Origin of the sequence: Microbacterium sp. NPDC087591 (assembly GCF_044743625.1) — a bacterium.
Lineage (GTDB): Bacteria > Actinomycetota > Actinomycetes > Actinomycetales > Microbacteriaceae > Microbacterium.
Window position 1 is genome coordinate 449,272 of the sequence record NZ_JBIUWU010000003.1, and the last position, 19,076, is coordinate 468,347.

The following is a 19,076-nucleotide window of genomic DNA, read 5'->3' on the forward strand; positions in this document are numbered from 1 at the left end:
GGCGGCGTGCGGATCCTCGTTCCGTTATCGCACGTCGCTCTTCAGGAACGAGACCCCTCCGGCGACGAGGGCCACCACGACCCAACCGGCCGTCACCAGCACCGCGAACGAGCTGTCGAGCGCATGGCCCGCTGGAATCCCCAGGGCGGCGACGTCGAAGCGGAAGGCTTCGAGCATCGCGAGCAGGGGCAGATAGACGGCGCCGGCCTTCCAGATCATCGCGACGAGCACCGCCGAACCCAGCGACAGCGGGGTCACGAAGAGTGCGACCAGGTGCGCCCGCACGACGATCCCCCATCCCAGCCCCCAGAGACCTGACGCGGCGCCGAGTGACAGCGTCGCTCCGACAGCCACCCAGTCCACCGGAATCCCGCCCATCGTCAGCCGCAGCGCCGTATGACCGCCGATGACCGCCGCGAGAGCGACGATCGCTCCACCGATTCCGGATGCGGGCACCCTGGCGACGAGGGTCGCCCACCGCGGCTGCAGCATCAGGCGCTGAGCGATCACGCCATCACGCCGGTCCACCGTGTATCGGAAGGAACCGTAGACGGCCGCGAGGACCCCTCCGTACATCGCGAGCACCGCGCTGTACGGCGCGATCAACGACTCGCGAACCTCCGCTGTCGCATCCGCGAGATCGGGCGGGATGCTCGTCGCCAGAGAGAGCGACATCACGAACCCCGCGACCGCCATCCAGACGAGAACCCTGTCGCCCAAGAAGCTGCGCGCCTGGGCACGGAGCGCCTGCCCGATCACCCCGCACCTCTTCGCCCGCGCACCCACGCGATCGCAACCAGGCCGAAGGTCCAAGCGACCCCGAGACCGAGAGCGGGCACGAACCCGAGCAGCGCGTCCTGGTATCCCGGAACGCCGAGAGCCGCCAGGACGAGACCCGGAGAGAACTTCGCGACGTCCGGCGCGGTGCGCAACAGCGCGAAGTCCACGGCCATTGGAAGAACGATGACGATCGCCGCAGCCAGGTAGTAGTTCCGAGTGATCCACCCGATGGCTCCTCCGATGAGCGCCCCGAGAACCGAGCCGAGCAGCGCGCCGGCATAGATGCGCCACGCGTCAGGGGTGAGCACGAGGGCCATACCGTCGAGCCCCAGCAGCACGGAGGCGCCCACCGTCCACACAGCGAAGATGCAGACGGCGAGCGCGACCGCGACGAGGACGCCGGCTGCGAGCTTCGCGGAGAACGCGCGCGAGAACCCGACCCCCGTGAGCGTCCTGTCGATCGACGTGTAGTAGCACTCGCGGGTGACGCCGTACGCCCCGACGAACGCCGCCGAGATCGCGACCCAGGCGAGCGGCTCGAGAAGTCGAACCGTGGCCGACCCCGGTTCGACACCGGCGAGCTCGAAGCGTGAGCCGTCGGAGACCAGCACGAAGAAGGGCATGAGCACCGCGACGAGGTAGACCGCCAGGACCGAGAACCCGCTCACGGAACGCAGGGCTTCGCTGCGGATCGCGTTCCTCATGCGGATGCTCCTTCCACGAGGTCGAAGTATCTGCTCTCCAGCGAGTCCGCTCCACCTGTGACGAGGTCTTCGAGCCGACCAGCGAAGAGGATGCGCTGCTTGATGACGACCACCTCATCCACGACCTGTTCCAGCTCCGGGAGCTGATGACTGGCGATCAGGACCGTGCCGCCGCGTTCCGCGAAGCCGCGGAGGAACCGGCGAAGCCAGCGGATGCCGTCGGGGTCCAGACCGTTCGCCGGCTCGTCGAGGATGAGGGTCCGGGGAGAGCCGATGAGCGCTGCGGCCAGCCCGAGCCGCTGCGCCATCCCTGTCGAGAACGTCTTCACCCGACGGTGGGCATCAGCGGTGAGCCCCACCTCTTCGAGCACCTCGTCGGTTCGGCCCCGTGGTGCCCCGGCGGCGAGCCGGCAGATCTCGAGGTGTCGCCTCGCCGTGATCCCGCCTTCGAAGCCGAACCCGTCCATATGGACGCCGACGTGCGTCGCCGGATTGTCGAGTGCGGAGAACGGCGACCCGTGGATGAGGCACTCACCCCCGGTCGGCTCCAGCAGTCCGACGAGCGCACGGAGCGTCGTCGACTTGCCGGCGCCGTTCGGACCGAGAAGACCCACGATCGACCCGCGCGGTACCGCGAAGGACAACTCGTCGACGGCCGTCCGATGACCGTACCTCTTCGTGAGCCCTCTCACCTCGATCGCATTCTCGTTCGCCTTCTGATTCATCGTGATTCCCCTTCCTCCTGGCTCTGGAAGGTCGAAAGGGGTGACACCACACCTGTCGCCCAGAGCATCTGCCATAGGTTTCCCGCACCGGTCTCGACCCGCGCCTGCCCTGTCACGGGCAGCGTCCCGTGCGTGGCGGACACGTGCACCTCGGCGACGATCGCCGCAGGCACCGACGCATCGGCTGCCGTGATCGGAAAGAACGCATCGAGCGGAACAGTCGTGGTCGCAGGCGGCAGCGGGTGCGCCGTTCCTTCGCCGAGCTGCTCATTGATGAGGATGCCGTTGCTCATGAGGATGACTCGGGCACCCTCCGGCACCTCCACGTCGGCGATGTCGCCCGCATGCACGAGGACGACTCGGTCACCCGACGTGGTGAAACCGAGAGTGGTCGACACCGGCACGGAGATCGCGGCTCCTGCGATCGCGACACCCGCGATCAGAGCGGCACCTACCGACACGAATCGGAGTCGCGAGACTCCCGATCTGAGCACGCGGTGCAGCGACGTCGAGACGAGCACGACGCCGACGAGGAGGACGGCGGCCTCCAGCGCGACCACGAGCAGCCCGAGGATCGGCCCACCGCCGGCGAGCGCGCGATTCACACGAACCACCGCGAACAGCACCAGGACGATCGGTGCGACGAGGCTCGCAAGGCCGAACGGCACGCTCCACCACGTGTTCACGCTCTTGCTCTCCCTGCGACCGCCGAACAGCAGGCGAGTCAGGAAGTCCGCACCGTCCCGCATCGTGCGTCGTCGGAGGTTCGGTTCGTCCAGAGCGCTCATCAGCGCGATGTAGCCATCGAACCGCACGAACGGGATCAGGTTCACGACGACGACGACGGCGCACGCGAGACCGAGGACCAGCAGAGTCCTGCGCGGTTCCTGATGAGGAACGAGGAGCGCCGCGCTCAGGGCGATCGCGCCGAGCGCGGCGTGCACGGCAGGACCCGCCAGCGCGATCGCGACGCGCTGCCTGCGATCCGCGAGGCGCCAGCCGTCCGTGACGTCCACGAAGAATGCGGGTGCGAGATAGAACAGCATGAAGCCTGCGCGTCTGGCTCTGCCGCCGAACCTGGTGAGGGTGGCTCCGTGTGCGCCCTCGTGCAGCAGAGTGATGAGGGAGAGGGCTGCGACGACAGCCACGACATCGAAGAGCGGCATCGGCGTGGTGACGGCGTCTCGCAGTCCACTCACCTGGACGGCTGCTGCAAGAGCACCCGCGACCACCAGAACGCCCATCGACACCAGAACTGCTCGGGGAGAGAGCGGGGGGAACAGGGCATCGAGTCGTCCGAAGAGGACAGGGGCGCGAAGCGTCGCGACCTGCAACGTGAATGGCGGCCGATAGGAGACCCGACCGGGTGGACGCCTCGACTCCCCGGCCAGCAGTCCACGGCGTTGGAAGCGTCGGGCCAGCTGGAGAAAGCTCTCCAGGGTGTCGGATGCCGCGAAATCGCGATGCAGATCCCGAAGAGAGGTTTCGCCGTTCATGGCCGTGAGCAGATCGACGACCGAGCGGGAGACCCTCGAGGACGGCACTCCGTGGAGCAACGCGATCCAGACCGTCCGGTCGGCGCCTTCCTCGAACGCGACTCCGGGCGCGAGAAGCGGACGGTCCTCGGCCGTGAGGGACGGTGAGGAGCGAGAGTGCCGTCGGCGGATGAACTTACTCGTCGGCATCGTCATCCATCACGCTCGAGCGCCCTGCCCAGCTCGTGGTCAGGAGCAGGATCTCCTGACCGCGATGCGTGCGGACCGGAGAGACGACGGGATAGGCGAAGCCTGCGGCGACGAGCTCCTGTGCGAGATCCGCATGGCTGAGCACCCGCAGACGACTTGTGAGCACCGTCACCTCGCCACCGCCAACGAGGTCGGAGGCACGGATCCAGTTGACCAGCCTGACCGCACCGCCCTCCTCCGGCTGTTGCACGAAGAGGTAGGTCTCCTCTCCTTCCGGTCCGGGAACGCGGACCTTCTCCTCTCGCGAGACGGCCAGGGTCTCCGCCGACGCGCCGGCCGCGACGGTGAACGCGAAGACGCCTCCGACCGCGAGGTGGCGTCGCACGTTCGCGTACAGCAGCGATCTGCCTTCGCGGTCGAGCAGAGTGATGGATGTCGCGCCGATGATCACCAGCTCGTATCGCTGTCCGAGCGCGACGTCTCGCATGTCGGCCACGATGCACTCGAGCAGCGGATGGTGCGGCAGCGCTCGGCGAAGGTGCGAGAGCATGTCGTCGGAGAGATCGACCGCGGTCACCCGCTTGCCCGATCTCACCAGGGGGATCGTCACTCTCCCGCTCCCTGCCGCGAGATCGAGGACCGGCCCATCGGTTCCCCGCGCGAGCCCCAGCATCTCTCTGATCTCCGCGCGGTCCGAGCCGACCAGCCGCTCGTAGAAGTCGGTGCCCGCTCCCTCGTACAGATCCAGCTCTCTGGCAACCGCACCCGCTTCTCGGAGCCTCGCCGATACAGCGTCGGCGATCGAACCTGACACCACACATCACCTCTCACTCACATGTCACAGGGTGCGGGCGCGCTGTCCCCGCCCGCACCCCTCGGTTAGGTCGCGATGGCTGCCGCACCGCCGATGATGGCGATGATGTAGCTCGCGTGCTGCCACCACTCGAGTGGGGCATCGATCTGTTCGAGTTCGACGAACTCGAGCGACTCTGTCTGCAATTCACACCTCCTCGGTGCACCCTGCGAATACCGCTCCTACGTCAGAGCGAGGATCCCGATGATCACGCCCACGGCGAAGCCCCGAATCCAGTCGGTGGCATCGTCCAGCGCTTCCATGTCCTCGAGTTCTGTGAACTCGAGCGTCGGCATTGCGACTTGCATATTCACCTCCTCCGGTGAGGTCTCCTCCTGCGATGGATCACGTCGCCGCGGCGGCGCCGATCCCGATGAGCACGAGTGCCCCGATCACGCCCTGATAGAAGCTCTCCCAACTGGGAGCATCCATCTCCTCCAATTCCTGGAACCGGATTCGCTGTTCGGCATCTCTCTTCATTCCCTCACCTCCTTCGCGCTAGTCGTCGAAAGTCGGTCGGTGCAGCCGCCGTGAGCGGGCTCCAACGAGAATCACGAAGGACGCCCCGGATGTCCTCTTCGACGAGCCCGGGGAGCATCGGGTATCGGTGTCCCCACGACCTCTCCGTGGCGACCGCAATGGCGCCGAACTCGTGAGCGGTCGGCCGCCGTGGAAGAGAGATCTCCCACCGGTCGATCAATGCGGAGATGCCGCGGGATGGATCGAGAGGCAGCGCCAGACCGCCTGCGACTCTTCGCCAGAAGCTCTCGAGGCTCGCGCGGTCTCCCCACCGCGCGTCTCCTGCGCGGATACGACGCCAGATCGGAGGGATGACCGCCACGGTGGCGACCATCTTGCGAACCCCCAGGGCGAACGCGACTTCATTGGCGACGTACCAGTGCCTGGCGCTGTAGGGATCCTCCCCGCGCAGCGCCGCACTCCGCTGCGTCAGCGCGCTCAGACGGGCGAGACGCAACCGCGAGGCAGCAGAGGCCGTGTCCCGGGCGGCGGTGTTGAGCAACGCTCTGCCGATGGCGACAGCATCGCTGTCTCCCCTGCGGCTTCTCCGCGAGCTCGTCGCGGCGCCGGCGAGACGGAGGAACGCCTCCAGCGCGCCTTCTCTCACGGCAGCGGGCGAGAGGGTCATCAGGTTGCGGGGATCGATGACGGCATGGCGCGGCCTCAGGGAGCGCCCGCAGATGAGGCGGTAGCCGTGATCGTTCTTGAGGATGCCGACGCTGTTCGTCTCCGATGACGTGCCGAGCGTCGTCGGCACGGCGACGACGTCCACCGGTGGCGGGGCATCGGGCAGGAAGACCAGCGCAGACGTCGACGCACGCTCGATGGCGTAGTCGAGCAGCCGTCCAGGAGCGAGCGCGAGAGCCGCGATCTTGCTGGCGTCGAGAACGCTTCCTCCGCCGATCGCCACGATCAGGTTCGGCGATCGTCGAGCGATCTCGGCAGCGAGGTCGACGACAGTCGTGACGTCCACCGCACGAGCATCCAGCTCGATCGTCCCGACGCCGCGACCGGGTGGATCGGGGATGGCGACCGCCGAGTCTGCGATCACGAGGGTCTCGCGTCCTTCCGCGAACTGCGTCGACAACCGGGCCGCGGCCCCCTGCCCGTGCCAGAGCGTCGGAACCCGTCCGGCGAAGGCGGATCTCATGCTGCCGCCTCCTGCACCTGCGCCAGGCCGGCACGCACGGCCGACTCGACGACGAGGAGCTCGTCCGCACGGAATCCGTACGCCGGGATCAGTTCGATCGCGCTGGGGCCCGGCTGCACGAGAACACCGTTCTGCGCGATGGCGGAGACGACGCGAAGGACCTCGGCAGCAGACAACCGGCCTCCGTTGCTGTCGCGCAGGCCGAGGCCGACGAAGCACCCCTTGCCCGTGACCTCTTGCACGACGCCGTCCGACGTCAACCGAGCGGCCAGGCGTTCCAGCTCGGCTCCGAGCTCGAGCGTGGTCGACATCACGTCGATGCGGTGCAGTTCCTCGATCACCGCGACGATGGCCGCCGCACACACCGGGGTTCCCGCCTGCGTCTCGCCATGAACGAAGGTCCAGGCACCGCGCACGAACTCGGAGGCGACGCGGGGTCCGACGAGGACGGCAGCGGCGCTCGCTGCACCGTTCGTCAGGGCCTTCGAGACGATGAGGAGGTCCGGGGCCGCGGCCCAGTCGTCGGTGGCGAACATGGTTCCGGTCCGGCCGAATCCCGTCGCCACCTCATCGGCGACGAGCAGGAAGCCGTACTCCTCCCGCAGAGCGAGAAGGCGGGAGACGAAGGCGCCCGACAGCGCATGCGCTCCACTGCCCAGAACAGGCTCCACGACCACCGACGCCACCCTGGAGCCTTCCCGCTTGAGCAGCGTCTCCAGCTCATCGGCCCCATCGCTGTGCGAGACATGCCGCACGGATCTGCGATCCACGCAGTAGACGGACTGGAGCAGGTCGTCGCCGCTGAGCGCGTGGCTGCCGTACATCGTGCCGTGGTAGCTGCCCCGGAGACCGACGACGAGAGAGCGGGATCCGGCCCCCTTCTGCGACCAGTACTGCCGTGAGAGCTTCATCGCGAGGTCGTTCGCCGCACCACCCGAGGTGGAGAAGATGACCCGGCTGTACCGGTTCGGGTTCGCGAGGTCGATGAGTGCTTCCGCGGCCTCTTCCGCGTATCGGTGCGGCGCTCGGAACAGGGAGAGGTAGGACGCGTCGCGCGTCGCCCTGTGCACGGCTTCGGTGACAGCCGGGTTGCCGAAGCCGAGGGGCACGTTCCACAAGCCGCTGGTCGCGCACAGACGAGTGGACCCGTCAGCGAACTCGACCTGATTCCCCTCGGCGCCGACGGCGACCTGTTCCGGCGCGAAGGTGACGTCTGCGGGGAGCATCGACGTCCACAGGGCGTGCGGAGCGCTCACTCGGCGACGCCCGTCGCCCGGGAGCCCATCGCAGCGACTCTGCCGACATGGATGTTCAACGCGCTGACCGCATCGCGGCACAGGGCACCGGCGGCGGAGGCCGTCATCCCGCATCGCCGAGCGACCCGCTCTGCCGCCGCCTCGAGCGAACGGGAGGTCTGCGTCGCCGCGACGACCGTGACTGTCAGTGGAGAGAGCAGCTGGCGGCGCCGAGTGGTGACATCCGCGAGCACGACGCCGTCTGGTGTCTCCAGCAGGAACGGATCAGCGGGCAGCGGTTCGGCATCCGCTCGGTCATCGTCGAGGGGGGACCATCCGAAACCCGCGATCCTGGCCGAGCCGTTCACGAGGCGGAGCATCTTCATGAGGTCGGTCGCGAGGAGGTATCGTTCGACCCGGTCGCGATCTGCCAGGTCTGCGGCCATCGTCGTGATCGACGCAGCGCCTGCCCACTCCGCGGACTTCGGCAGCCGCGCCGTGAGCGCAGACCGCAGGTCATCGACATTGCCGATGACCTCGCCCCGCACACCGACGCTGACCCGACCGTCGGCGTGGACCCTGAGGGCGCTCGGAGTCGCGATTCGTTCGGGGGTGGCGAGAGCGCCGCGGTACGCGAGAATCACGCGCGGATCGAGCAAGGCCGAGGGGAACACGCCCGTTCGACGAGCGACTCGCGCGTCGTCGAGGAAGGCCTGCCAGCTGGCGGCATCGGGGAAGCACACCGCCGTGGGTCCGATGATCTGGACGAACTCGGCTGCCACATAGTCCTGGAGTTCGACGCCGTGTTCCCCGAGGAACAGTTCATCGCCGATCTCGCTGAGCGCGCCGCTGTAGTAGACGGTGGTGGCAGCGCCCCGGAGCGATTCGGTTCCGGCTGCCAGAAGAACCACATCGCTTTCGACTGCCACCTCGTCGATCGGCGCCGCGTTCGCACCGCTCTCGACGAGGAACACCCGCGAATACGCCTGAGGCTCCCCGATGATCCACTCGCGGAGCGCGCGGGCACCGACGGTTTCCGCGAATGTCTCGCCCTGCGTGGCTGCGTCGATCGAGCTCGCCTGCATATTCTCCCCCGGAATCATCGGGTGCCACACGACACTCGCCTGTACTCGTATGAGGCTAAACAGCAGTCGTGCGGAATGCAATATTCTCCGTTTCGGCAGGGCCCGCGACCGGGAGAGCGGCGGTCACGACCACGCCACATGATCGGATAGACTGTTCAGGTTGTTCCCTGGTGACGTGTCCGAGCGGCCGAAGGAGCACGCTTGGAAAGCGTGTGTTGTGCAAGCAACCGCGGGTTCGAATCCCGCCGTCACCGCCACACACGAAAAAGGGCTCCGCACCAGCGGGGCCCTTTTTCGTCTCTATCGAGCTCTGGGGATTCGGGGAGCGAGCGCAGCGAGCACCGGAGTCCCGCCGTCACCGCCACACAGAAGAAGGGCCCCGCGTGAGCGGGGCCCTTCTTGTTTGCATCCGGACCGGTCAGTTCGGGACGGGCTCGTCGCCGGTGAAGGTGACCGTCACCGAGGCGAGAACGGCGGACGAGGCGGGGTCGATCACCCGCACCACGTAGGGAGTGAGGTCGGTCACCAGCGGTGTCTGCGTCTGGAACCAGAAGTTCGGCATCGCCGTGTCGAGCCGGTAGGTGGCACCGGAGGTGAAGTCCCCTGACAGGTGGACGATGTTCACACTCTGATCGAACAGGCCCCAGTCCGTCGTCGTCGCCGGGATCCACTCGATCGTCACGATCTCGGGCAGCGGTCCGGAAAGCGCGAAATCGACGCGATAGTCGCGGAAGGAGCCGTCGTCGCCGTTGCGGTTCACGGTGAAGCCGAGAAGGGCTGCCGGTCCACTGGCGGCCGCCAACGGGGTGCTCACCGCGACCGCGATCACCGGCGCCGACCACGCCGCCGCTGCAAGTACCGTACGACGCGAGACGGAGCCCTCGCCGATCCTGTCAGTAGTGCTCTTCGTCATACCAGTCCTCTGCTCAGGCGAGAATTGTCAGCAACCGAGCCTACTAGCCACGCGCCATGAGCCATGAGCCATGAGCCATGAGCCATGAGCCATGAGCGGCGCTGCCACAAATCGCATCGCCTGACGTCTTCGCGCTCGAGAAGCTCATCGGACGCACCACCGAAGAGTGAGCGCATCGCCGCTGCCATCTCACACAAAGAGAAGACCCCTCACCCGGCCGAACGGCCAGGCGAGAGGTCTTCGTGGGCGCAGAGCGTCAGGCTCCTTGGATTGCGCGGATTCGGTCGGTGAGGCTCACGTCCGTTCCGCTGCCGCCGATACGGGTCTTGAGCCAGGAGACGTCCTGGCTGATGTTCGGCGTGGAGCCCTCGCCACCGATGCGCGAGCGGATCGTTTGGAACTCGCTGGACAGCGACGGGGAGTTCGTGGTGGTACCGCCGATGCGGTCCTTGATCCACCGGACGTCCGCGGCGACCTGGGCGAGAAGAGCTGCTTGTTCGGGAGTCATCTGAGGTTCCTGTCCTGCGGGAGGTGCTTCTTGAATGTAGGGAATGGGGTCGACGGGCGTGCCGTTGAGTCTGAGTTCGATGTGGAGATGATTCACGTCAGAGTTGCCAGTGCTACCGACGTTGCCCACAAGGTCACCTCGTCGGATGGTCTGACCGCGAACGAGCGGGGAGGGCCTGACCATATGCCCGTATCGGCTCGACCACCCCTCTGCGTGATCGATATAGACGGCATTACCATAGCCACCGAGCACGCCACGACTTGCGACCGTCCCGTCAGCAACCGCGTAAATCGGCGTTTCGACGGGAGCGATGTAGTCCTGCCCTTCATGCATTCTTCCGTTGCGCATTCCGAAGGGCGAGTCCGGCGTCTCTCGGTAATCGAAGGGGTGCCCCCACGTGACGGCAGCGGAAGCCGCCAGGGGCCTGCCGAGGTCTGCCGCGACGGCTGTCGCTGCGGCCAAGACTCCGGCGACGGTGAAGAGGGTTCGTCTGGAGAGCGGTGGCAGTCCGCTCTCAAACTCGTTTATTGGTGGGCTCATAGGCCAGATGCTAGCGGTAGCATCTCGGCCATTGCGAATTTGTGTAATAACGACCTCATCTGACAGATATTTCCCACAGGAAATGGGGACTGATGACGATCTGGACTGCTGGCGTCTTGTCGACTCGCCTTTTCTGAGGTTTTCCGTCCGCGTGAGTGGCATGCATTGTGCATTTTGTCGAACTCGATGGGAGCGAGGCTTTGTTGAGGACATTCCCGGGACGAGCGCAGTGTTCCTGAGCTACGCCCAGGGCACAGCCACGCGAACCGCAAAGCATACCCCACCAATTGGAGAGCGTTATTGGGATGAATCCAAACACTCTCATCTGTGTCACGTGCGTAAGCGTGTTGTGTGCAGCGTCGCCGCCCTTGCGATGACTGCACTTGTTGTTTCAGGTACGACCGCGGTAGCGGCCCTCGAGTCTCTTCTTCATTGCTGTAGGACTCGGCACCTGCTACGACCTGGTCCGCGGCTACTGAGAGGGATGCGATGACCTTTCGTCGAGCCATTGTGGCTGCACTACGTCCTGGTCGTCGTCGTCCCCGCCATCATCGGGTTCGTCGGACTGTCGGTGCTGATCAGACCCGGGGGCACCAACGGTCCTGGATGACGGCAGACCCACGTTCGCGTGTGCCGTCACCGCGAGGAAGGTTTCCGCGAAAGCGGGGCCCTCCTTCGTCTGTCCTGAGGTGTGAACCCGGCAACCCTGATCCGGAAGACTCTCACTCCGCGAAGCGCACGCCGAAGCTCTGTCCACCGGGGGCCGTCGGCAGCGGCCGCATGCCCAGTCGCTCGTAGAACGCGGCGGCACCGGTGTTGTTCGGGTCCATACCGAGGTGGAGCCCGGTGACCCCGCGACTGGTCAGCTCGGCGAAGAGCGTCTCGATCAGGCGACGCCCGAGGCCCTGCCCCTGCGTCTCCGGCAGCAGATCGATATGGAGGTGCGCGGGGTACTCCCCCGCGTTCGGCTCCCGGCCAGGACCTCGGCCGTAGGCATAGGCGAGCATCTTCTCCTCGCGAGAGGTCGGATCGGCAGGCAGCGGGAAGCGGTCGTGGAATGCCGGCCACCACTCGTCACGGAACCACTGCTCGAAGGCGTCGGTGTCGTCCGTCGCGACGATGTAGCCGATCACGCGCTCATCGTCGGACTCGACGACCCACGCCAGATCCGGGTGCCGCTGCGCGTAGGGCACGGCGAAGAGGTCGCCCCAGAGACGATCGTCGGAGAAGATCCCGGTCGCATCTCCGCCCGCGTCCGCTGTCTTCACGCACACCTCGTACAGGGCGTCGCGGTCGGCGGGACGGTACTGACGGATGCGTGACACGGCGGGCTCCTCGCAGGGGTCGGAAGCCCTCAGCCTATCGCCGGTTCCTTGGTCTCCCGCCGCTGCAGCACCCATGGCAGCAGCCAGGCACCGAGCACGAGGACGACCCCGGCGCCGACCAGCGCTCCGCCCAGCGTGTCCGTCGCCCAGTGGACGGAGAGGATGGTGCGCGACAGCGCCATGACGAGGATCCAGACCGCTCCGACGATGGCGATCCACACACGCGGGAACACCAGCCAGAGGACCAGGGCGATCGTCGCGGCGTTCGCCGTATGCCCGGACGGGAACGACCCGAAGTCGCTGACCACCAGCATGTCCTCAGGGCGCGCACGCCCGAAGAGCTGCTTGAGCAGCTGCACCGCTCCGGCGCTGGCGGTGAAGCAGATCGCGGCGAACACGGCGGTGCGCCAGCGGCGGGCGAGCAGGAACGCGACGATCACGAGCAGCGGCACCACGAAGATCGCGATCCATCCGCCGCCGATCTCGTTGGTGAGGTGGGCCACCGCGAGCATCCAGTCGGCGCGATGGGCGGCGATCGTGGTGTTCCACCAGACGTCGAATCCCGGCGGCTCGGCCAGACCGAAGACGACGGCCGCACCGAGGGCGGTGGCCAGCGCCAGGAAACCCGCGCCCCACCAGAGCATCGTCGATCTGTTCATCGTCCTATTCTGGCGGACGACACCTGTGGACTCAGGGAGTGAGCATCCCCACGGTGCGCGGGCGCACGATCAGCCACAGCGAGAGGATGCCGATCGCGGCGCATCCGACCATCACCGAGGCCATGGTGGTGGCGGTGATCCCCGCGTCCTTCGAGATCCAGCCGACCACGGGCGAGATGAGCCCGGCGACACCGAAGTTCGTCGCACCGAGGATGGAGGCCGCGGTTCCGGCCGCCTTTCCGTGGCGGTCGAGCGCCAGCACCTGCACGTTCGGGAACGTGAACCCGCACGAGGTCATGAAAACGAACAGCGGCACGACCGTGCCCCACAACCCGAGACCGAGCTGGTCGGCGACCACGATCGCGACTCCGGCGATCAGCAGCACCGAGGTCGAGTACGCCATGACCCACTGCGGTCCGAAGCGTGCGGCCAGCCGCGAGGCCGTCTGCACGCCGAGCACGACGCCGAGCGAGTTGACGGCGAACAGCAGCCCGTACTGCTGCGCGTCCAGGCCGTGCGTCTGCTGGAACAGGAAGGGCGAGGCCGACAGGTACGAGAACAGTCCGGAGAAGGTCATCCCGCCGATGATGAGCACGCCGATGAAGACCCGGTCCGACAGCACGGAGCGGTAGCGCTGCAGCACCGTCGATCCGCCGCGCTCCTGGCGGCGGGCCACCGGCAGCGTCTCCGGGATGAACAGGATCGTCGAGAGCAGCATCAGCACGCCGTAGGCGGCGAGCACCACGAAGATGCCCCGCCACGGCATGAGGGTGAGCAGCCAGGATCCGATCAGCGGCGCCACGACCGGTGCCACCCCCGACACCAGGGCCAGGCGGGAGAGCATGACCACGAGCCGGCGTCCGCCGAACAGGTCGCGCACGATCGCCATCGCCACGACACCGCCGGCTGCGGCTCCCATGCCCATGAGGACGCGGGCGACGCTGAGCAGCTCGAGCGAGGGCGCGAACGCGGCTCCGACACTGGCGAGCACGTGCACAGCGGTGACCACGATCAGCGGGATGCGACGGCCGACCTTGTCGCTGAGCGGGCCGACAACGAGCTGACCGATCGCGAAACCGATCATCGTTCCGGTCAGGGTGAGCTGGATCGCCGCAGCCGTGGTCTGGAAGTCCTCCTCCAGCACCGGGAAGGCGGGGAGGTAGAGGTCGATCGTGAACGGCCCCAGCGCCGTGAGTGCGCCGAGCAGCAGGATGTAGAGGATCCTCCGCCGATTCGGGATCGAGTCGCCGGGGTGCAGCATGATCGGCGCGGTCGCCGGGTTCGACCCGAGCGTGCGGATGGCCCCTGTCGCCGTCGAGGTGCGGATCGCACCGGTCGTGGTGGGGATGCTCGTGTGCTCCGGCTGGGGAACCGTCGGCGGGGAGTCGGGGCGGGGGGCGTCGGACACGGAGGTCCTTCCGGAATTCGAGGGATGCGCAGTCGAATCGATTCGACCTAGGGGGAAGCATCCATGTTACCGCCGTCACGGCATCTCCCGCCCCGCTGCACGCACGAAGAAGCACCTCCCCGAGGAGAGGTGCTTCTTCGGGCCCGCCCGCAGCGGGCGGAGATCAGCGTGCGAGCCGGGCGAGCCCCTGCTCGAGATCCGCGATCAGGTCGGACACGTCTTCGATGCCGACCGACAGCCGCACGATGTTCTCGGGCACGGCGAGCTCGGTGCCGCGCACCGAGGCGTGCGTCATGTCCGGCGGGTAGCCGATGAGCGACTCGACCCCGCCGAGCGACTCCGCGAGCTGGAACAGCTCGGTGGACTCCGCGAACGCCCGGGCGGCATCGGCACCGGCGGCGAGACCGAGCGACAGCATGCCACCGAATCCGCTCATCTGCTTCGCCGCGATCTCGTGCCCGGGGTGCGAGGCCAGGCCGGGGTAGAAGACCTGCGCGAACTCCGGGCGCTCAGCCGCCCACTCCGCGATCGCCTGCGCGTTCTCGGAGTGCTGACGCACGCGCAGCGCCAGCGTCTTGATGCCGCGCGTGGTGAGCCAGGCGTCGAGCGGCGCCGAGACGGCACCCACCGCGAACTGCTGGAACTTCACCTGGTCGAAGAACCGATCGTCGCCGAAGACGACGGCACCGCCGAGCACGTCGGAGTGGCCGCCCAGGTACTTCGTGGTGGAGTGCACGACCAGGTCGGCGCCGAGGGCGAGGGGCTGCTGCAGCGCGGGCGAGGCGAAGGTGTTGTCGACGACCACGATCGCCCCGGCGGCGTGCGCCACCTCGGCGATGGTCGCGATGTCGACGACCTTGAGCAGCGGGTTGCTGGGGGTCTCGAGCCAGACGATCTTCGTCTGCGGACGGATGGCCGCGCGGACGACATCGAGGTCGGCGAGCTCGACCGTGGTCGTCTCGACGCCCCACGGCGCCAGCACCTTGGTCAGCAGGCGGTAGGTGCCGCCGTACACGTCGTTGCCGAGCAGCACGTGGTCGCCGGGCTTCAGGATGCCGCGCAGCAGCGCGTCCTCCGCGGCGAGGCCCGAGGCGAACGAGAGGGCGCTCGCGCCGCCCTCGAGCGCGGCCAGCTGCGTCTCGAGCGAGGAGCGCGTGGGATTGCCGGCGCGGTTGTACTCGTACCCGTCGCGGAACCCTCCGATGCCGTCCTGCACGTGCGTGGAGGCCTGGTAGATCGGCGGGATGATGGCGCCGGTCGTCGGGTCGGGCGCTTGGCCCGCGTGGATGGCTCGGGTGGCGAAAGCGTGGTCGGACATCTTCCCAGCCTACGTCCGGGCCCGGTGACACCTCCGGTCCTGTTACGTCGCGCGTCCCTCGGCTCAGCGCGTCGTCAGCGGGACAGGTACGCGAGCAGGTCCTGGCGGGTGAGCACCGTGTGCGGCTTGCCGTCTTCGGTCACCAGCAGCGCATCGACATCGGCGAGCGCGGCCCGCGCCTGAGCGATCGGGGCGTGGATGCCGATCAACGGCAGTCGCTCCCCCGTGTGCGCGCCGACCGCGTCGGTCGGCTTCGCCTCGCCGCGGAACAGCAGATCCAGCAGGCCCTTCTCATCGACGGTGCCGACGACCTCGCCCATCATGACCGGAGGCTCGGCGCTGAGCACCACGAGCTGAGACACGTCGTACTCGGTCATCATCCCGATCACGTCGAGCACGGTGTCGGTCGGGTGCGCGTGCACGAGGTCCGGGATGCCCTCGCCCCGGCGGGTCGTGCGGGCCCCGATCACATCGGCGACGGTCTCGCCCTCTTCGACATCGCTGAAGCCGTAGGAGCGCATCCATCCGTCGTTGAAGATCTTGCTGAGGTAGCCGCGCCCTCCGTCCGGCAGCAGCACCACCATGACGGCATCCGCGGGGAGGTCCTTCGCGATCCGCAGCGCCCCGACCACGGCCATGCCGCTGGAACCGCCGACGAGGATGCCCTCCTCGCGTGCCAGGCGCCGGGTCATGGCGAACGACTCGGCATCCCCCACCGCCACGATCTCGTGCGGCACACTCGGGTCGTAGGTGCCGGGCCAGATGTCCTCGCCGACGCCCTCGACCAGGTACGGCCGGCCGGTGCCGCCGCTGTAGACGCTGCCCTCGGGGTCGATCCCGATGATGCGCACGCGGTCGTCCGAGACCTCGCGCAGGTAGCGCCCGGTGCCGGTGATCGTGCCGCCGGTGCCGACGCCCGCCACGAAGTGCGTGACCGTGCCGTCGGTGTCGCACCAGATCTCCGGACCGGTGGTCTCGTAATGGCTGCGGGGTCCGTTCGGGTTCTCGTACTGGTTCGGCTTGAATGCACCGGGGATCTCGCGGGCGAGCCGATCGCTCACGCTGTAATAAGACTCCGGGCTGTCGGCCGGAACGGAGGTGGGCGTCACCACGACCTCGGCGCCGTACGCCCGCAGCACGTCGTTCTTGTCCTCGGCGACCTTGTCGGGCACAACGAAGACGCACTTGTAGCCGCGCTGCTGCGCGACCAGCGCGAGTCCGACACCGGTGTTGCCACTGGTCGGCTCGACGATCGTGCCGCCCGGCTTCAGGTGCCCCGCGGCCTCTGCCGCATCGATGATGCGCGACGCGATGCGGTCCTTCGCCGAGCCGCCGGGGTTGAAGTACTCCAGCTTCACCAGCACCGTGCACGCGATCCCCTCGACGACACGGTGGAGCTTCACGAGGGGCGTGTTGCCGACGAGGTCGACGATGGAGTCTGCGTACTTCATGGTCTCAGGGTACGTGCGCGGATGCCGCGACCGGGCGCGTGTTGCACCCGATCGCGGCATCCGTGGTCGACGGCAGCGGAGTCCGACGGAGGATCAGCCCTTCGTCGACCCGGCCAGCAGTCCTCGGACGAAGTAGCGCTGCAGCGAGAAGAACACGATCAGCGGCACGAGGATCGACACGAAGGCACCGGCGGTGAGCAGGTACCAGCCCTCGCCGCGACCGGTGATCTCGGCGAGCACCTTCGTGATCGGCGAGGCCGCTCCGTCGGCGAACACCAACGCCACGAGCAGGTCGTTCCAGACCCAGAGGAACTGGAAGATGGCGACGGATGCGATGGCGGGCATCGTCAGCGGCAGCACGACGCGGAAGAAGATCTGCCCGCGGGAGGCACCGTCGACGCGTGCCGCCTCGATGATCTCGCCCGGGATCTCCGACATGAAGTTGTGCAGCAGGTAGATCGCCAACGGCAACGCGAACATCGTGTGGGCGAACCACACCTGCGCGTAGCCGCCGGCGACGTCGAGTCCCAGCGTCACCTGCAGGCCGAACAGGTTGATCCCCCGCGAGAACGACGACAGCAACGGGACCAACGCCATCTGGATCGGAACGATCTGGAGTGCGAACACGAAGATGAACAGCGCGTTGCGTCCCTTGAACTCGATCCACGAGAACGCGTAGGCCGCCATCGCCGCGATCATCAGCGGGATGATCGTCGCCGGGATCGTGATCACGATGGAGTTGAAGAACGACTGCAGGATCGTCAGCTGCGTGGTGCCGGACTGCAGCACGGCCACGTAGTTGTCGAGGGTCACCTGCGGGTTGGCGAAGAACGTCCACCAGCCGCTGGAGTCGATCGCATCCCTGTCGCGGAACGACGAGATGAACAACCCGAGCGTCGGGACGGTCCAGACGACCGCGATGAGGATCGCGGCGACGCTGGCCCACGGCCTGCTGAGACGCTTGCGGACGCGACCGGCGGAGGCATCGAGCCGGCCCCCGGTCGTGAGCGCCCGGGTGGAGGTGCCGAGTTCTGACTTCACGGTATCGGTCATCGGATCTCCCGCTGCTTCTTGATCTGGCGCGCGTTGTAGATGACGATCGGCAGCACCAGGATGAACAGGATGACGGAGAGCGCCGCGCTGCGTCCCGCCTCGAACTTGGAGAACTGCGTGTACATCTCGTTCGCGAGAACCGATGTGCCGTAGTTTCCACCCGTCATGGTCCGGACGATGTCGAAGACCTTCAGGGAGGCGATCGAGATCGTGGTGAGCACGACGATGAGCGCCGGACGGATCGACGGGACCGTCACCGAACGGAAACGCTCCCAGGCGTTGGCGCCGTCGAGCTCCGCCGCCTCGAGCAGCTCCTGCGGCACGCCCTTGATGGATGCCGAGAGCACGACCATCGCGAAACCGGTCTGCACCCAGATCAGCACCACGATCAGAGCGAGGTTGTTCCAGGGGCCGTTCAGCAGGAACTGCTGCGGCTCTCCTCCGAACCAGACCAGGATCTGGTTCAGCAGACCGATCTGCTCGAACTCCGGTCCGCGGTAGGCGTACACGAAGCGCCAGATGATGCTGGCGCCCACGAACGAGATCGCCATCGGCATGAAGACCAGGAGCTTGTAGACCTTCTCACCGCGGGTCTTGTCGATGAAGACCGCGTAGGCGAGACCGATCAGCGTGGACAGCGTCGGCACGAGCAGCACCCAGACGATCGTGTTGATCACGGAGGTGACGCCGTCGGACTGCGTGAAGATCCAGAGGTAGTTGGACAGACCGACGAATTCGCTGCCCGTCGAGTTCCAGAACGACGCATACACGGTCTGGATGGACGGGAGGATGAGTCCGGCCAACAGGAGCAGCATCGCCGGGGCCATGAACGCGACGAGCTGGATCAGGTATCCCGCGCCATCGCGGGAGCGATAGTCGAGGAAGAAGAACAGTGCGCCGACGAGGACCGCGACTCCCATCGCCCAGTAATAGGAGTTGAAGAACCACATCACGGCGAGCGGGATCAGCAGGCACATCGCCAGCCGCACCCAGGTGTAGAGCGCGCCCCTGCGCGGCGCGATATCGACGAGAAGCAGGATGATCACCACGACCACCGCGAATGCGATGACCACGGCGACGGCTTGGAGGATCGGCGGCAGTGCCCCGATCCATTGGAAGAACTGAGTCGCGTTCACGGAATCCCCTTCATGAGACGGCTGATCAG

General features: G+C 67.1%; 20 protein-coding genes, 1 tRNA gene and 1 pseudogene. 1 reads left to right on the top strand and 21 read right to left on the bottom strand.

Going from position 1 to position 19,076, the window contains the following annotated elements:
* Nucleotides 1-24: 24 nt before the first annotated feature.
* The 11 genes from ACIOVG_RS16645 to mpaB all read right to left on the bottom strand — a co-directional run bounded on the left by ACIOVG_RS16645 (nt 25) and on the right by mpaB (nt 8,736).
* Nucleotides 25-759: a hypothetical protein gene (locus ACIOVG_RS16645; protein WP_400875898.1), complete on the bottom strand. Its 735-nt coding sequence runs from the start codon at nt 757-759 to the stop codon at nt 25-27.
* A complete protein-coding gene (locus tag ACIOVG_RS16650) occupies nt 756-1,484 on the bottom strand; it encodes an ABC transporter permease (RefSeq protein ID WP_400875901.1) in 729 nt (242 codons plus the stop codon). The genes ACIOVG_RS16645 and ACIOVG_RS16650 overlap by 4 nt, the downstream gene beginning before the upstream one ends.
* On the bottom strand, nt 1,481-2,209 hold the full coding sequence (locus ACIOVG_RS16655) for an ABC transporter ATP-binding protein (protein ID WP_400875904.1): 729 nt from the start codon (nt 2,207-2,209) through the stop codon (nt 1,481-1,483). The genes ACIOVG_RS16650 and ACIOVG_RS16655 overlap by 4 nt, the downstream gene beginning before the upstream one ends.
* A complete protein-coding gene (gene mpaP / locus ACIOVG_RS16660) occupies nt 2,206-3,894 on the bottom strand; it encodes a daptide biosynthesis intramembrane metalloprotease (protein ID WP_400875907.1) in 1,689 nt (562 codons plus the stop codon). Before mpaP ends, ACIOVG_RS16655 begins: the two co-directional genes overlap by 4 nt.
* Nucleotides 3,881-4,708: a daptide-type RiPP biosynthesis methyltransferase gene (gene mpaM / locus ACIOVG_RS16665; RefSeq protein WP_400875909.1), complete on the bottom strand. Its 828-nt coding sequence runs from the start codon at nt 4,706-4,708 to the stop codon at nt 3,881-3,883. Before mpaM ends, mpaP begins: the two co-directional genes overlap by 14 nt.
* A gap of 65 nt (nt 4,709-4,773) precedes the next feature.
* The gene (gene mpaA3, locus ACIOVG_RS16670) at nt 4,774-4,893 is read right to left on the bottom strand and encodes an MpaA3 family daptide-type RiPP (RefSeq protein WP_400875912.1); all 120 of its coding nucleotides are present in this window, start codon (nt 4,891-4,893) and stop codon (nt 4,774-4,776) included.
* 36 nt (nt 4,894-4,929) lie between these two features.
* Nucleotides 4,930-5,055, bottom strand: coding sequence for an MpaA2 family daptide-type RiPP (mpaA2, locus tag ACIOVG_RS16675; protein WP_400875915.1), 126 nt, complete (start codon nt 5,053-5,055; stop codon nt 4,930-4,932).
* A gap of 37 nt (nt 5,056-5,092) precedes the next feature.
* Nucleotides 5,093-5,227 (bottom strand): MpaA1 family daptide-type RiPP, encoded by a 135-nt coding sequence (gene mpaA1 / locus ACIOVG_RS16680; protein WP_400875918.1) that lies wholly within the window; start codon nt 5,225-5,227, stop codon nt 5,093-5,095.
* A 4-nt stretch (nt 5,228-5,231) separates the two neighbouring features.
* A complete protein-coding gene (gene mpaC, locus ACIOVG_RS16685; RefSeq protein WP_400875921.1) occupies nt 5,232-6,416 on the bottom strand; it encodes a daptide-type RiPP biosynthesis dehydogenase in 1,185 nt (394 codons plus the stop codon).
* Entirely contained in the window at nt 6,413-7,672 is a 1,260-nt protein-coding gene (gene mpaD / locus ACIOVG_RS16690; protein WP_400875923.1) for a daptide-type RiPP biosynthesis aminotransferase, read from the bottom strand. Before mpaD ends, mpaC begins: the two co-directional genes overlap by 4 nt.
* Entirely contained in the window at nt 7,669-8,736 is a 1,068-nt protein-coding gene (gene mpaB, locus ACIOVG_RS16695) for a daptide biosynthesis RiPP recognition protein (protein ID WP_400875925.1), read from the bottom strand. The genes mpaD and mpaB overlap by 4 nt, the downstream gene beginning before the upstream one ends.
* A 169-nt stretch (nt 8,737-8,905) precedes the next feature.
* On the opposite strand from mpaB, the gene ACIOVG_RS16700 reads away from it, so the two are divergent.
* Nucleotides 8,906-8,993, top strand: a tRNA-Ser gene (locus ACIOVG_RS16700).
* A 161-nt stretch (nt 8,994-9,154) separates the two neighbouring features.
* Here ACIOVG_RS16700 and ACIOVG_RS16705 read toward each other — a convergent pair.
* The 10 genes and pseudogenes from ACIOVG_RS16705 to ACIOVG_RS16750 form a co-directional block, all read right to left on the bottom strand.
* Complete coding sequence (locus ACIOVG_RS16705; protein WP_400875927.1) at nt 9,155-9,649, bottom strand: hypothetical protein; 495 nt, start codon at nt 9,647-9,649, stop codon at nt 9,155-9,157.
* A gap of 256 nt (nt 9,650-9,905) precedes the next feature.
* A complete protein-coding gene (locus ACIOVG_RS16710) occupies nt 9,906-10,157 on the bottom strand; it encodes a hypothetical protein (protein ID WP_400876435.1) in 252 nt (83 codons plus the stop codon).
* Between the two features lie 57 nt (nt 10,158-10,214).
* Nucleotides 10,215-10,910, bottom strand: a pseudogene (locus ACIOVG_RS16715) (M23 family metallopeptidase); the annotation flags it as partial.
* Between the two features lie 509 nt (nt 10,911-11,419).
* Nucleotides 11,420-12,022 (bottom strand): GNAT family N-acetyltransferase, encoded by a 603-nt coding sequence (locus ACIOVG_RS16720; protein ID WP_400875928.1) that lies wholly within the window; start codon nt 12,020-12,022, stop codon nt 11,420-11,422.
* 29 nt (nt 12,023-12,051) lie between these two features.
* Nucleotides 12,052-12,681 (bottom strand): phosphatase PAP2 family protein, encoded by a 630-nt coding sequence (locus tag ACIOVG_RS16725; protein WP_400875930.1) that lies wholly within the window; start codon nt 12,679-12,681, stop codon nt 12,052-12,054.
* A gap of 31 nt (nt 12,682-12,712) precedes the next feature.
* Complete coding sequence (locus ACIOVG_RS16730) at nt 12,713-14,089, bottom strand: multidrug effflux MFS transporter (RefSeq protein WP_400875932.1); 1,377 nt, start codon at nt 14,087-14,089, stop codon at nt 12,713-12,715.
* 163 nt (nt 14,090-14,252) lie between these two features.
* Entirely contained in the window at nt 14,253-15,407 is a 1,155-nt protein-coding gene (locus ACIOVG_RS16735; RefSeq protein ID WP_400875934.1) for a cystathionine gamma-synthase, read from the bottom strand.
* Between the two features lie 74 nt (nt 15,408-15,481).
* Nucleotides 15,482-16,858, bottom strand: coding sequence for a cystathionine beta-synthase (locus ACIOVG_RS16740; protein ID WP_400875936.1), 1,377 nt, complete (start codon nt 16,856-16,858; stop codon nt 15,482-15,484).
* Nucleotides 16,859-16,951: 93 nt separating this feature from the next.
* A complete protein-coding gene (locus ACIOVG_RS16745; RefSeq protein WP_247631033.1) occupies nt 16,952-17,911 on the bottom strand; it encodes a carbohydrate ABC transporter permease in 960 nt (319 codons plus the stop codon).
* The gene (locus ACIOVG_RS16750; RefSeq protein ID WP_400875938.1) at nt 17,908-19,047 is read right to left on the bottom strand and encodes a carbohydrate ABC transporter permease; all 1,140 of its coding nucleotides are present in this window, start codon (nt 19,045-19,047) and stop codon (nt 17,908-17,910) included. The genes ACIOVG_RS16745 and ACIOVG_RS16750 overlap by 4 nt, the downstream gene beginning before the upstream one ends.
* Between the last annotated feature and the right edge of the window lie 29 nt (nt 19,048-19,076).